The sequence below is a fragment of the Corynebacterium sp. HMSC074A01 genome, assembly GCF_001831515.1.
Taxonomy (GTDB): Bacteria; Actinomycetota; Actinomycetes; order Mycobacteriales; family Mycobacteriaceae; genus Corynebacterium.
The window spans coordinates 1-13,933 of record NZ_KV825596.1; the positions used below are offsets into that span (position 1 = coordinate 1).

Here is a 13,933-nt window from a genome sequence, read left to right on the forward strand (position 1 = left end):
TCGCGGCAACGAGAAAATACTTAACCATCTTCACAACAAACACGCAAACCCCCAGCGCAGTGGGGGTTTTCAAGCGAGCAAAGTGATCAATAAGCGTTAGTGGTACGTCGCTAATGGCCCGTGTGGGCCCTCGATGACTTTCACCGGCGTATTGAAAATCTTGGTTAACAACTCATCTCGCATGATCTCGTCCGGCGTGCCGAAGGCGGCGATCTGGCCGTCTTTGGCCGCGCAGATGTAGTCCGCGTAGCGGGCGGCGAAGTTGATGTCGTGCAGCACGATGATGATCGTGCGTCCGAATTCCTTGGCCGCGGAGTACAGGTGCTTCATCATCTCCACGGAGTGGGCGATGTCGAGGTTGTTCAGTGGCTCGTCGAGAAGCACATAGTCCGTTTCCTGACACAACACCATCGCGACGTAGGCGCGCTGGCGCTGCCCACCCGAGAGTTGGTCGAGGTAGCGGCCCTCGAGGCCGCGCAGCCCGAGGAAGTCGATGTACTTGGAGATGATCTCCTCGTCCTCCGCGTTGAGGCGGCCCTGCGTGTACGGGAAGCGGCCGAAGCCAACGAGTTGGCGCACAGTCAGGCGGGTGACAAAGTGGTTTTCCTGGCGCAGGATCGAGATGATTTTGGCCAGGTCCTTGGATTTTGCGCTGGTGACATCCATGCTGCCGATTTCGACGGTGCCGGAGTCGATAGACAGCAGTCGGCCGATCATGGTGAGCAGCGTCGATTTCCCGGCACCGTTCGGCCCCACGAGAGCGGTGATACCACCCGCTGGGATCTGCATGTTGACCGGTCCGATGGCCACGTCCTCGGTGTAAGCCTTGCTTACATTGCTCAGCGTGATCACAGTCGTCCCTTCCTGAGGATGACCACCAAGAAGGTGATCCCTCCTACCAGTTCGATGATGATGGACACTACGCCCTGCGCGTAGAAGACATGATTCATGACAAAGTATGCGCCTGCCAAGATGCAGTACCCCAACAGCATTGCCATGGGGAAGATGTAGCGATGGTCGTAGGTATCGGTGAATTGGTAAGCCAGCGTGGCCACCAAGAAACCGAGGAAAGTCATCGGGCCGACCAGCGCGGTGGAGACCGCCATGAGCACGGAGACCAGCACGAGCGTAAAGACTGCGTGCTTCTTGTGCTGCACGCCGAGATTAATCGCCACATCGCGGCCCAGGGCAAGCACGTTCAGCCTTTGCGCATTCCACGCGAGTAGCGCGACCGACACCACCACGAGCGGCACCGCCAGCGGGTAGTAGGCAGGATCGGCGTTGTTGACCGAGCCAAAGAGACGCGCGGTGAGCACGTCGAACTCGCTCGGGGTCAGCATGCGCTGCATGAACGTCGACACACTGCCCAGTCCCCCGCCGATGACGATGCCGACGAGCAGCATGGCGTGCATGTTGTTGCCCTCCCCGACGAGAAGCCAGGAATACAGCAGCAAGCTCAAACCCACCATGAGCACCAGTTGGAGCACAAACATCTGCGTGGTGTGCGCTTGCGCCAGCCCCGCCGCACCAAGAAAGTAGACCGTCGCCGTATGAATCGCGATATATAGCGACTCAAAGCCCATGATCGAGGGCGTGAGGATGCGGTTGTTCGTCACCGTCTGGAAAGACACTGTTGCGGCGGCCTGGCATACGGCCACGATCAGCATCGCTACCACTGCGGTTGACCGACGCTCCGCGATGAGCCAGTAGCCACGAGACCCGAACTCCATCGGGTTTTCGTAGCCGATCAGCCCGAAGGTAAACAGCACAGCCGCTGCCAGGAGCACGGAGAGCACCAGCCAGTAGCGCCGCTTGCTCTTGGAGGTTTGGAACGCACCGACGAACCGGTCAGTCCCAGCTTCGATCGTTGTATTAGCCACGACGAGTCTGCCTCACAATCAGCGCGACGAAGACTACAGCTCCGACGACGCCCAGGATCACAGATACCGGCATTTCGAAAGGCGCGATGATCGTACGCCCGAGCAAGTCACAGACAGTGACAATGCCTATGCCCAGCAGACAGACCCAGGGCAGGTTGGAGCGCAGGTCGTCGCCACGCACCATACTCACAATATTCGGCACGATCAGCCCCAGAAACGGCAGGTTGCCTACCACCACAGTTACGACACCGGCGGCGATGGCGACGAGCCCAGTACCGACGAAGACGATGCGGTTGTAGTTCAGCCCGATGTTGGTCGCGATGTCCTCGCCAAGTCCTGCGGCGGTGAGCCGGTCGGCGTAGAAGAACACGGCGATCACCACCAGCAGTACGACCCACAGCACTTCGTACTGCCCGGCGATCACGCTGGTAAACGAGCCAGCAAACCAGACTCCGAGCGATTGCAAAAGGTCGGTCTGCAGCGCCCAAAACGTCGAAATCGAACTGACCACCGCACCGAGCATGATGCCCACGATCGGCACGATCAGGCTCGAGCGCAGCGTCACTTTGCGCAGAAACGCGAAGAACACCATGGTGCCCACGAAGGCAAAAATCACGGAGAGCAGCATGCGGGCAATTATCGACGCGTCCGGCATGAACACGTACGACGCCAGCAGCCCCAGCCCCGCCCACTCGGTGGTACCAGTGGTCGTCGGTTCGACGAAGCGATTTTGCGTGAGCATCTGCATGATCAGCCCGCTCATCGCCATCGCGGCACCGGCGAGCACGAGCGCGATTGTGCGCGGCACGCGGGTGGTTTGGAACATGGCCCACCCGTCGTCGGTGCCGAGGATGTCGTACTGGCCGACCGCCAGCGAGGCTACAAGCAGACACAGCACAACACCCACACCCACCCCGAGCTTCCAGTTCAGGAGCGCGGGGCGGGTGGGGGTGTCGGTCTGGAGCGGTGCTGTCATTGACTAAGCGTTCTCAAACTTCTCGGCGAGCTCGTTCAGGATCTCGGTGTATGTGATGATCGACTCATTAGTGTACGTGTCGTTCGGCGCAACATACACATGGTCCTCCTGAATAGCCTTCACGTTCTGCAGCGCGGCGGAGTCAGAGAGCACGGTCAGCGCAGCCGGCGAGTCCTGGGTCTTGATCGCGGCGTCGCGGTCGAGTGCGAGGATCCAGTCCGGGTTGGCGCTGGCGATCGCCTCGACGGAGATGTCATCGCCCTGGTGATCGTCGGATGCGTTGTCCACCTCGAGTGCAGGGGTCATGCCGATCAGATCAAACAGCGGGCCCCACACGCGGCCGATGCCCGGAGCGACGTAACCGATCTCACCACCGGAAACGTTCACGGCCATGACCTTCTGCTCCGGGTTGTAGGCCTTCTTCGCGCGCTCGAGCGCGTCCTTGAAGTCCTGGATGGTCTTCTCCGCTTCAGCTTCCTTGCCGAAGATGGTGCCCAGCGCCTCGGTCTGGCGGATCAGCTCCGCGTCCAGGCTCTCGCCATCGCGCGGCTCGAAGTCCACAAGTACTGCGTCGGGGACGAGCTTCTCAATATCCTCGTCGTACTTTTCGAAGCGCTGCCCGGAGACAACCACGTCCGGCTCGGCAGCGACGATCGCCTCGAGGTTCGGCTCGCGGTGGTTGCCGATGTCAACGATGTCCTCATCATCAGCAATACCCGGGATCGTCACCGGCACGAGCGCACGCGCCGCCGCCACCGGCTTAACGCCCCACTCGTCCAGCAGCTCGAAGGAGCGGTTATCCAGCGCCACCACGCGCTTCGGCGGGTTCGGCACCTCCTTGGAGCCGTAGTTGTCCTCGACGGTCACGGTACCTTCGGCGCTTTCCGCCTGCGTCGCATCGCTTGCCGACGTCGCGGTCTCCTCGCCGCCCGTAGACTCTTCAGCCGCCGTGCAGCCAGTAATAGCGAGGGCCGCAGCGGTGATGGCCGCTGCGAGGGCGGTACGTGGGTGACGAAGCATGTAGAAAACTCCTTGTGTCGTAAAAGTAAGGATAGGGTTACCTCAAAGAAACCTAGATCAGTGACCAAGGTTAGGCAACCCTCGCCCCCATGCGATTGCATAATTACACTACACGCATGTTTCCTAATTCTCTGGCGGGGGTAGGCGGCTCACACGGGATCCGGTTCGCACGAGAGCGTCGCACCCTCCCATTCCCCGCCGTGGATCAACTACAGACAACACCGGAGGGACTTCCCGGTTGATCGCGTCACACCGTCCCTGAAGATCGTCGCGAGCGGCTCTCGCGGCCTGGCGCTTGTCTCGCCTTGGTGCGAGATCCTTGAACACGGCGCGGACTCCGCAGGCCTATCGACGCCGCCTTCCCGGCCTTCGGCATCGGCAAGCTCTTGTGGAGCATGCTGGCTGGGTATGCTTCCCTGCCCGGCGCTAGCTAGCAGCCTCGGCGGCGAACTTGCATACCCACGGTCGTACACGGTTCTTGATATTGGTATCTCCTTAAATCACGAAAACCCACCGACAGGTGGGCATGAAAAACCCACCACGTGCAGTGATGGGTGGGTTGTTCTTTAGTGGTCGGCTAGTGCCTGCGATAAAGGTCCATGTCTTCAAGGCTCGGGAAGTTTAACGAAACCACAGGCTTCATTGCTCCAAACGTCCGCGCCAACTCAAAGGCGTCCAAGACACCTTGTTCGGAATAGAAGTTCTCCTCGAAATAGATCGGCTCTTCGAAAATCTCAAGAAACTCCCTTTTAGCCTCTGCATTCGTAACAGTTTTCCCTGATCGAACCGCGTCGAGGTAAGCCCGCAGAAGGCGCTCTTCACGCTGAGGAGAGAGGTAGTCATTATCGACTACTCCAGTTTCATTATTCAGCTGATCGATAGCATCGTCGAAATCCATCTATTCCCTCCTCACCCTGTTACTGCTGGTGTCATTTCAGTTTCAGGCTCGACGAACAGAATTCCCCAACTTCAAAGGCTTCATGATGATGTAAATCATCTCCCAGGTCCCGTGGTCTAGACGTGGTCTACAGGGTGATCACTATCGCGCCTTGTTGCACGTTCCCGCTCTTTCATTTACCGATGCTACCTGCCCAAACAAAAGAAATCCCCCGGCCAAACAGACCGGGGGAAATCGCACTAGGTGGAGCCGCCGGGAATTGAACCCGGGTCCTTCATCACCGCGCCAGGGCTTCTCCGTGCGCAGTCCGCACGCTACCTCTGCTCGGCCCTCCGGATCAGGCGGACATGTCCGGATGATGAGCCCAGTGAGTGAAAAGGAGTCCCTTCCGCGGCCCACTCACAGGCCGGGAAGGCAAGTCCCCTAAGTCGATGCCAGGTACCGGGTCGGGGACGGCCCCGGCCTGACAGACTCGCGGTCGCTAGCTCTTAGGCAGCGAGGGCGAAGTCACGCTGAGAGTTCTTCTCTGCGTTTATTGGTTGCTGCGACGCTTACGGTGGTCTCCAGCCTGCACCGGCACGCTTCCCCTGGCTTAGTCGATGAAGTCGAAACCTGAATCGACCCCATTTCAACTACGGGAACCGTAGGAGAGATTACTTTACCTCTCCCCTATTCCAACCGCAAGGACCAAGGACTATTCCATCCCGGTCGGCGTGATGCGTAGGAAGTCCACCACGGCGTCGGGGCCCGCGTCGACGGCAAGGCGGGCGGCCTTGGCTACCGACGCCGCGTCCATCTTCAGCGCATCGCCGTGGGTCGGGGCGGAGATCATGTCTGTGTTTGTACGCCCCGGGTGCAGCGAGGTGATCCGGATGCTGCCTGCCTCTTCGAGGCGGAGGGCATCGGTGAAGCCCCGCAGTGCGAATTTGGAGGCGCAGTAGGCGGAGTTCTCGGGGACTCCGAAGAAGCCGGCACCGGAGTTGATGGTGACAAGGAGGCCACGTGAGCGTCGTAAAGCGGGCAGAAGCTCGCGGGTCAGGGTGACGGGGGCGTGGACATTGACCTCCATAGTCTCGCGCCACTGGGCCTCGGTGAGCTGGTCGAAGGGTGCCTTGTGCAGCACGCCCGCGGCGTGGATGAGCACGTCGACCTGCTCGATGCGTGCGGCTGCGCGGCACAGCGCCGCAGAATCGGTGAGGTCAACCTCGAAGGGCTCGGCGCTCGGCAGCGCGGCGACGATCTCGGAGGCATCCTTCGACGCTCCGGCGATGATGTGGTGGTCTTTGCCTAGCTCGTCGGCGATCGCGCGACCAATGCCACGCGACGCGCCGGTAATCAATGCAGTCTTCATGCGCCCCACCGTAGCGGGAAACGCCTTTAAGCCTTGATCCCCTTGAACTTGCGGCCCATGTCGCGGGCGATTTCGCGATCCTCGGTGCGGCGCTTGATCGCGCGGCGCTTGTCGTAGTCCTGCTTGCCCTGCCCCAGGCCGAGCTCGAGCTTCGCTCGGCCGTCCTTCAGGTAGAGCGACAGGGGGATAAGCGTCTTGTTGCCGTCGCGAAGTTTGCCCGCTAGCGAGTCGATCTCGCGGCGGTGCAGCAAGAGTTTGCGGGTGCGTCGCGGCGGGTGGTTGGTCCAGTGGCCGCGCGAGTACTCGGGGATGTGCATGTTGCGCAGCCAGACTTCACCGTTGTCGATGGTGGCGAAGGCCTCGACCAGCGACACCTTGCCCTCGCGCAGCGCCTTGATTTCCGTGCCTTGCAGCACGATGCCGGCTTCCCAGGTGTCCAAGATGTTGTAGTCATGCCGAGCTTTCCGGTTGGTCGCCAAAACCCCGGTGTTGCTCAGCTTCTTCTTTTTACTCTTCTTGGCCATAAGGAAGACCAGTCTACTACTTGCGCACGTAGGAGCGAAGCGCCACCTGCGCCGCGATCGCGCCGACGACCATCGCGCCCAGCCCCACGAGCGGCATGACGGTCCACACCGCGGAGTCCGGTACGCGGGCGATTAGCGCGGAGGCGTAGAGGTCACCCAGCATCGGGTCGACAATCGAGCGCTTGCCCACCCAGGTCAGCACGGTGGCCAGCACCGCGCCGATGAACACCGAGATCAGCGCCTCAAGCACGAACGGGGCCTGCGTAAACCAGCGGGAGGCACCCACCATGCGCATGATGCCGATCTGGTCGCGGCGGTTAAACGCGGCCAGCTGCACCATGTTCACGATCAGGAAGATCGCCGCGAGCGCCTGCGCGGCCGCCACCGTAAACGTAACGTTGCGGAAGGTGTCCATCGTCCCGGCGGCCTCGCGCACGGTGTCGGCCTGGTCAGTCACCACCGTGACCTGCGGCATATCCGCCACCTTCTCAATCGGGGTGGTGTCGGCCGGGTCCGTCAGACGCACGTGGAGTGCGGCCGGCAGCGCTTCGGCCGTGGTCTCGCGCACCAGCTCCGGCTCGGATTCCTCAAAGAGCTCCTTGAAGCGCTCAAAGGACTGCTCGCGGGAGCGGAACGTCACCTGCTCTACCCCACTGTCGGCCTGCAGCGTGTCGCGCACTTCCTTGCAGGCCTCCGAGGAGCAGTCCTTATCGTTGGCCGAGATCTCCTCGTCCAGCTCGATCATCACCTCGACGCGATCCAGGTACAGGTCCTTCGTGTCCGAGGTCGCCTGGGAAATCAAAATGCCGGCTCCGACGAGCACGAGAGACAGCGCGGTGGTGATCACCAGCGCGATCGTCATCGTGATGTTGCGGCCCAGTCCGCGGAACCCCTCGCGGAAGATAAAGTTCCAGTTCATTGCTATCCCCTCACGTTTCCGTAGACGCCGTGCTCGTCGTCGCGCACGAGCCTGCCCAAATCGAGTTCCATCACGCGCTTGCGCATGTCGTTGACCGCGCGCGCGTTGTGCGTGGACATCACCACGGTGGTGCCCATCCGGTTGATGCGCCCAAGGAGCGCGAGAATCTCGTCGGCGGTGGCGGGGTCGAGGTTGCCCGTCGGCTCGTCGGCAAGCATGAGCGCAGGCTTATCGACGAACGCACGCGCAATCGCTACACGCTGCTGCTCACCGCCCGACAGCTCGTTCGGCATGCGGTTCGCCTTCGCGTCGAGGCCGACGAGCTCGAGGGCCTCCGGCACGAGCTTCTGGATGCGCGACTTCGACTTGCCAATCACCTCAAGCGCAAATGCAACGTTGTCGTACACGCTGAGCTTCGGCAGCAGCCGGAAGTCCTGGAAGACGTAGCCAATGGACTGGCGCAGCAGGTTGACGTCTTTGCCGCGCAGCGCGTTGACGTGAAAGTCGTTGAAGTAGATGTCGCCCGAAGTGACGTTTTCCTCACGGATCATCAACTGCAGAAACGTGGACTTACCGGACCCGGACGGGCCGATGAGAAAGACGAAGTCCCCGTCATTGATGGTGAAGGACACGTTGTCCAGCGCAGGCCGGGTCGACGTGGGGTAAACCTTGGTGACATTCGAGAATTTGATCACCGCTCCGACTCTACCTGTTACTGGTGTGACAGGTGAAGCCCCGGGCCGCGCGTATCAAAGGCACGGCCCGGGGCTTTCCCGCAGGCAGTAGGTGCATCGCGCCGCCTTCAGTGCGAAGACGCGAGCGCCTGTGAACTTCTTAGTCGTTCACGTAGAGGTACTGCTTGTTCACGAACTCGTCGAGCGCAAACACGGACAGCTCACGGCCGAAGCCGGAGCGCTTCACGCCACCGAAGGGCAGCACTGCGGAGAAGTACTGGCCGAGGTTGACGTGGATCATGCCGGTGTCAATCTGGTCAGCGACCTTGATCGCACGCTCAGTGTCCTCGGAGAAGACCGCACCGCCGAGACCCTGGTAGGAGTTGTTCGCCAGCTCGACGGCCTCTTCCTCGGAAGATACCTTGTAGATCTCCGCGACTGGGCCGAAGAACTCCTCGTAGTACTCGTCGGAGCCCACCGGCAGGTCGGTCAGCACTGCCGGGGAGTAGTACGCCGAGTTGTCTTCCAGCACGCCACCGGTGCGCAGGTTCGCACCCTTGGCAACTGCACGCTTGACCTGGTCGTCGATCAGCTCCGCAGCCTGGCGGGAGGACATCGGGTAGTACTCGTTTTCGCCCGGGTTGGACGGATCGCCCTTCTTGAAGGATTCCGCGATCTTGACCATCTCGTCGACGAACTCGTCGTAGATGTCGTCCATGACGATGATGCGCTTGTTGGAGGTGCACACCTGGCCGGCGTTCTGCACGCGCTTTGCCCATGCGTCCTGCGCCGCGGTCTTGATGTCGGCGGAGTCCAGGATGACGTACGGGTCAGTGCCGCCGAGCTCGAGCACAACCTTCTTCAGGTTCCTGCCCGCGGTCTCCGCGATCTTCGCGCCAGCGCGCTCGGAACCGGTGAGCGAGACACCCTGCACACGCGGGTCAGCGATGATGTCCGCGATCTGGTCGTGGGTGGCGTAGACGTTGATGAACACGCCGTCCGGCAGGCCTGCCTCCTTGAGAATCTCCTCGAAGGCCGCAGCGGACTTCGGGGTGATCTCCGCGTGCTTGAGGATGATGCAGTTGCCGTTCATCAGGTTCGGGCCCGCGAAACGAGCGACCTGGTAAACGGGGAAGTTCCACGGCATGATGCCGAGCAGCGTACCCAGCGGCAGGCGGCGCACCACTGCCTTACCGCCCGGGACGTCGACCTTCTGATCAGCCGAGTGCTCGGCGGCGTGGTCTGCGTAAAACTGCATGATGTCGCCGGAGAAGTCGGCCTCCCATGCGCCCTCCGGCACGGACTTACCCATCTCCTGAGCCATGATCTTGCCCAGCTCTTCCGCGCGCTCCTTCAGCAGCTGAGCTGCCTTGGAAACGATCGCGGCGCGCTCCTCGTAGGTAGTGTGACGCCAGGTCTTGAACGCTTCTTCGGAGCGGTCCAGGATGTCCTTGATCTCCTGGTCAGTTGCGTAGTCGAAGGTCTCCACGACCTCGTTGTTGACCGGGTTCTGGACGCGATACTGATTTGCCATTGTGTTCCTTTCTTGGTTTTTATCTCGGTTGTGAACTATAGCACTACGCGCCTGGCCTGTAAGCGCCATCGCTCATTTTGATGCCTTCGTCCTGGCCCATGTAGGAGGTTTCTTCGGTCAGGGCGTCTAGCAGCGTCTGGTGGTTCTGCTTGACCTCCTGCTCCAGCGCCTCCGGGTTCGCGCGCAGCAGGTCAAAGCGTTGCTGGACGAGCGGCAGGTCGAGCTCGACGAAGGGACGCGAGGCCGCGTGCGGCACGTCATAGATATCGGCCACCTCATCGCCGTGCATGATGCGGGTGGCGGCGTACATCCAGTCGTCGATGGACTCGTCCGGGAACGGCAGCAGCTGCTTAACGTTGGTGCGGAACCCGCTGAACAGCGCCTCCACAAGCGCGTGGGAGGCCTCGTTCGGTTCGCCGTCGATGAAGTGGATCGCGTCGATGCTTTCCTGGGAAGCGTCGATGTCGGTCTCCGGCTCCAGAATGTCGCGCGGAATACCGAGCATGACACCGACGACGCGCCACAGGTAGAAGAGGTCCTGCTCCTCCTCCAGCGTGAGGCGGTAGCCCAGGTTACGCAGGTAGGTAAAGGCGATGTAGGTAAAGTCGAACCAGGTGCGGAACATGTCGAACTCGCTGATCGGCGCACCCCAGTCAGAGGTGTCCAGGCCCAGCTGAGTCTGCACGCGGCGCACGTGTGCGTGCATCGCGCGCACCATGCCGGTGTGGATGTAGCTGACGTTGCCCGGCTTCAGGCCGTCCTTCAGGTAGACGGAGTAGATCCAGTTGGTGGTGTACGCCAGGCGGTGTACCGCACCCTCGGTGAGCTCGCCGGTGTTGACCAGGATGTTGGCAATCGACGGGGTGGCGTAGGTGTGGACCAGCGCGCCAGGGCCGAGCGAGAGATTCTGCGCAAGCACCGGGATAGACAGTGCCGCGCGCTGGCCGCGCTCCAGGCGCTCCCAGTCCACGCCGTCGAGGGCCGCGTTCATATCGTCGATAAGCGCCTTGACCTCGGGCAGGGTATTCTCGTCGGCCTCACCGCGGGCAAGCGCCTCGCGCAGGTTCGGCATGATGTCCTTGGCTTTGTTGCCGCTGGTGTAGAGCGCATCGGCGATGGGGTCCATCGCCCACAGCGCCTGCTCGAAGCGCTTGGCGCGGGCTTCGCCGAACTTTGCGACGAATGCCTCCCGGTCGCCGCGCGCCGCCGGCCAGTCAGAACGGTCGTAGTGGTCTGCGGCCAACGGGTTATCAGTGAATGTCTGAGTCATGAGTGTGCTCCTTTTTAAGGATGTCGTTGTATCTAGGGGTGAGGGATGGGTTCGAAGGTGCCCTGCGCCGGTTTAGCGCAGGCCTTCTTTCGAGGTGTCGTGCAGCTTGTATTCGGCCTTGACGTCCGGGGCCTTCTCCGCGATGTAGTCCTCGATCTGCTTGAGCACGTCAGACCACGGCGGGTTGCCGTCCGCAGCCTTCTTCACCTTCCTCGCATTCGCTCCGGGGAGCTTGTCGAGTACGCGGTAGATCACCGCTTCCGCCTTCGCCTTGAGCAGGAACGCGATCTTCCAGTGCAGGTAGCGGGTGCCCTCGAAGCGGGAGCCCTTCACCATGAACTGCGTCTCCTCGTCGCCGATAATCAGCGACAGGGCACCCAGCACCTGGCCCGGCATCTGCGGGTCCAGGTCCTCGAGGATCCCCATCAGAGCGGTGGCCACGCGCACGTGGTACATCGAGGAGTACCCGCCGTTGGCGTAGATGAAGTCGGTCATCTTGCGCATCTCATCGCCCGTCTTGGGGATGAGACGCTCCTCCGCGCCCATGAAGTAGAGCACCCAGGCCCAGTACATGGCAACGTCGTCCCACTCCTCGCCGGTGTGGGGGCGACCGAAGAACTCGTCCACGCCGATCGGCATGAGCGCGAACCAGCCTTCGCCGGAGACGAGGAAGGAGGAACCGATCGGGCGGCCGAACTCGTTGTAGTGGTCGGGCCCCCAGAGCTTCTCCAGGCCGCGGTTCGCCTGGGCGTGGAGCAGACGGACGCGGACCGCGGCCTTCAGGCCGTCGCTGTAGCGGTCGAACACGCCCTTCTTACCCAGGTCGACGAAGAACTTCACCGTCTCAATGATGCGGGTGAAGGACTCAATTTCGAACATGGCGGTCTCGCCGGTTGCTGCCGAGGTGCGGTCCTCCATCGTGGTGGCCCAGTAGGCAAAAGCGATGGACAGCAACTCCGAGGACGGGGTGACGTTGTAGTAGGCAATGCGGCCGCGTTCTGCGGCTTCAAGGTCGATCCAGTCCGGCACATTGTCCACTTCCGCGAAGAAGTCGACGAGCTCCGGTGCCGGGTCCGCGACCTTGTCGATGCCCTCGTTCAGCGCCGTTTCAAAGTCGGCGCGGGACTTCTCCGCCCCGTCACGCTTGAAGGCCTCGGCCAGCTTCGCGCCCGTCTCATCGGTCTGCCACATGTGGTCATCCAGCAGCTTGGTCTGGAAGCTGTCGTAGCCGTCCCAGTCGTCGGCCACGGTGTGCCAACGGTCAAAGAGGTTGTGGCGCAGCTTGGACCAGCCCGGGCGGCTCGTCCGGCGCTTCGGGGCCGGGCGCAGCGGCATTCCGTCGCGGTAGAAGTAACGGAAATCCTCGTAGGGATTGTCCGACATCGGCAGAACCTCCGGACGCACCGGGTTCTGGTAGCCCTGCTCCTCGCGGGCTTCTGTACTGGCAGTCATTTACGTTCCCTTCCCTTTAATTAGGGGGCCGCGGCAGCGGCTGGTGAATATGGCTTACAGCAAAACCAGTGAAGGCGATCAACAACGACCAACGAGTGTTATTTAACTAATAGTCACACTTAGGTGTATTGTCGATCACTTTTTGCGTGGCTTTATACTATCCATTACAAGGTTGCTCGGCAACTGATTCGTACCGCTTTTTGGATGAAGAATTTCGCAATGGAGGTCGCGATGGGATACGGCAAGGGTATGGGCGGTTTTTCCGCACTCTTTGGAGGCAAGAAGAAGCAGAACGACCCGAATGCGGCAGACCGAGAAGCCGCGTTTAATAGCCGGAAACCCGCTTCCCCACCCCCAGCCGCACCCCCGACCCAAGCCCCTGCCCAAACAGACTCCGAAGAAATCATCGAGCTAGTCGCCACCGACGTCGAGCGTGCCCACGGCATTGCGCTGATCACGCTTGAAACGCAGGACGGTTCCCCGCTGCCCGGGTACGAGCCCGGCTGCCACGCCGACTTCCTGCTCCGCACGCCGGAAGGGGAAGAGCTTGTCCGGCAGTTCTCCCTCTACCCCACGCATTACCTCGGGAAGGAGCCCGGCACGCAGCGCGCTACCTACGGCATCGAGGTCAAGCTGGAGGACAATTCGCGCGGCGGATCGATCGCGGCGCACAATATCGAGCCCGGCGACACCGTTCGTATCCACCCGCCGCGAAACAATTTTGCACTGGCCGAAGGAGCCAAGCGTTCGGTCCTCGTCGGTGCTGGCGTGGGTATCGCTCCGATCTTCTCGCTTGCGCGAGAGCTGCAGATCCAGGAGGCGGACTATTCCGTGCTCTACTTCGCTTCTAGCGAGGAGCGTGCGCTGATGCGCCACCTCATCGACACCTACCTGCAGGGCCAGACGAAGAGCATCTTCGCCACCGGCGAGCGCGAGAAGCAGTCCGGGTACATCGAGGAGGCGCTCGCGGAGTCCAACGTGCCGCCGGAGGACACGCACCTGTATGTGTGTGGGCCGCAGGGATTCATGGACAGCGTCATTGCCACTGCGAGCAAGGTGCTCCCTAAGGAAAACATCCACTTCGAAGCGTTCCGGGCGACCGAGGAGGTACTCGCGGGCAACCACGAGGCCGACGGTGCCTTCGACGTGATCTTCAACGGCGAGACCTACCACATCCCCGAGGGCGAATCCGTCCTCGACGTGTTCGAAGACGAGGATGTGCCGATCCTGTCCCAGTGCAGCGAAGGCACCTGCGGCACCTGCATCATGCGGGTTGTCGACGGCACTCCCGACCACCGAGACAGTATCTTCACCGAGGAGCGCCACGAAAACGGCGCCTTCGCTACCTGTGTCTCACGTGCGCTGTCCCCCACGCTCACGCTCGAGCGCTGGCGCACCAAGCTCTAGGACCACAGTTCACCCCGCACAGCACAAA

Annotated in this window: 13 protein-coding genes and 1 other RNA gene; 1 reads left to right on the forward strand and 13 read right to left on the reverse strand. The window is 61.6% G+C overall.

Translation table 11 applies throughout. The features are described 5' to 3' along the window. Nucleotides 1-96: 96 nt before the first annotated feature. The 13 genes from HMPREF2550_RS00065 to HMPREF2550_RS00125 all read right to left on the reverse strand — a co-directional run bounded on the left by HMPREF2550_RS00065 (nt 97) and on the right by HMPREF2550_RS00125 (nt 12,498). Nucleotides 97-852, reverse strand: coding sequence for an iron ABC transporter ATP-binding protein (locus HMPREF2550_RS00065; protein ID WP_070788909.1), 756 nt, complete (start codon nt 850-852; stop codon nt 97-99). Next, on the reverse strand, nt 849-1,880 hold the full coding sequence (locus HMPREF2550_RS00070; RefSeq protein WP_070788911.1) for an iron chelate uptake ABC transporter family permease subunit: 1,032 nt from the start codon (nt 1,878-1,880) through the stop codon (nt 849-851). The genes HMPREF2550_RS00065 and HMPREF2550_RS00070 overlap by 4 nt, the downstream gene beginning before the upstream one ends. After that, nucleotides 1,873-2,856, reverse strand: coding sequence for an ABC transporter permease (locus tag HMPREF2550_RS00075; RefSeq protein ID WP_070788913.1), 984 nt, complete (start codon nt 2,854-2,856; stop codon nt 1,873-1,875). Before HMPREF2550_RS00075 ends, HMPREF2550_RS00070 begins: the two co-directional genes overlap by 8 nt. Nucleotides 2,857-2,859: 3 nt before the next feature. Continuing rightward, complete coding sequence (locus tag HMPREF2550_RS00080) at nt 2,860-3,876, reverse strand: siderophore ABC transporter substrate-binding protein (RefSeq protein ID WP_070788915.1); 1,017 nt, start codon at nt 3,874-3,876, stop codon at nt 2,860-2,862. Between the two features lie 577 nt (nt 3,877-4,453). Then, nucleotides 4,454-4,774: a hypothetical protein gene (locus HMPREF2550_RS00085; protein WP_070788916.1), complete on the reverse strand. Its 321-nt coding sequence runs from the start codon at nt 4,772-4,774 to the stop codon at nt 4,454-4,456. Nucleotides 4,775-5,015: 241 nt separating this feature from the next. After that, nucleotides 5,016-5,399, reverse strand: a transfer-messenger RNA (tmRNA) gene (ssrA, locus tag HMPREF2550_RS00090). 69 nt (nt 5,400-5,468) lie between these two features. Beyond that, nucleotides 5,469-6,125: an SDR family oxidoreductase gene (locus tag HMPREF2550_RS00095; protein WP_070788918.1), complete on the reverse strand. Its 657-nt coding sequence runs from the start codon at nt 6,123-6,125 to the stop codon at nt 5,469-5,471. Between the two features lie 26 nt (nt 6,126-6,151). After that, nucleotides 6,152-6,649 (reverse strand): SsrA-binding protein SmpB, encoded by a 498-nt coding sequence (smpB, locus tag HMPREF2550_RS00100; RefSeq protein WP_070788920.1) that lies wholly within the window; start codon nt 6,647-6,649, stop codon nt 6,152-6,154. A 16-nt stretch (nt 6,650-6,665) separates the two neighbouring features. Continuing rightward, nucleotides 6,666-7,568: a permease-like cell division protein FtsX gene (ftsX, locus tag HMPREF2550_RS00105; protein WP_070762297.1), complete on the reverse strand. Its 903-nt coding sequence runs from the start codon at nt 7,566-7,568 to the stop codon at nt 6,666-6,668. Between the two features lie 2 nt (nt 7,569-7,570). Then, on the reverse strand, nt 7,571-8,263 hold the full coding sequence (gene ftsE, locus HMPREF2550_RS00110; protein ID WP_038588990.1) for a cell division ATP-binding protein FtsE: 693 nt from the start codon (nt 8,261-8,263) through the stop codon (nt 7,571-7,573). Nucleotides 8,264-8,402: 139 nt separating this feature from the next. Beyond that, nucleotides 8,403-9,776: an NAD-dependent succinate-semialdehyde dehydrogenase gene (locus tag HMPREF2550_RS00115; protein ID WP_070788921.1), complete on the reverse strand. Its 1,374-nt coding sequence runs from the start codon at nt 9,774-9,776 to the stop codon at nt 8,403-8,405. Nucleotides 9,777-9,819: 43 nt separating this feature from the next. Then, nucleotides 9,820-11,046: an oxygenase MpaB family protein gene (locus HMPREF2550_RS00120; protein WP_070788923.1), complete on the reverse strand. Its 1,227-nt coding sequence runs from the start codon at nt 11,044-11,046 to the stop codon at nt 9,820-9,822. A gap of 72 nt (nt 11,047-11,118) precedes the next feature. After that, a complete protein-coding gene (locus HMPREF2550_RS00125) occupies nt 11,119-12,498 on the reverse strand; it encodes an oxygenase MpaB family protein (RefSeq protein ID WP_246819702.1) in 1,380 nt (459 codons plus the stop codon). Nucleotides 12,499-12,702: 204 nt separating this feature from the next. Between HMPREF2550_RS00125 and HMPREF2550_RS00130 the strand changes: the two genes are divergently transcribed. Further along, nucleotides 12,703-13,905, forward strand: a complete 1,203-nt coding sequence (locus tag HMPREF2550_RS00130) for a PDR/VanB family oxidoreductase (RefSeq protein WP_083319689.1) — start codon at nt 12,703-12,705, stop codon at nt 13,903-13,905. Nucleotides 13,906-13,933: the final 28 nt, after the last annotated feature.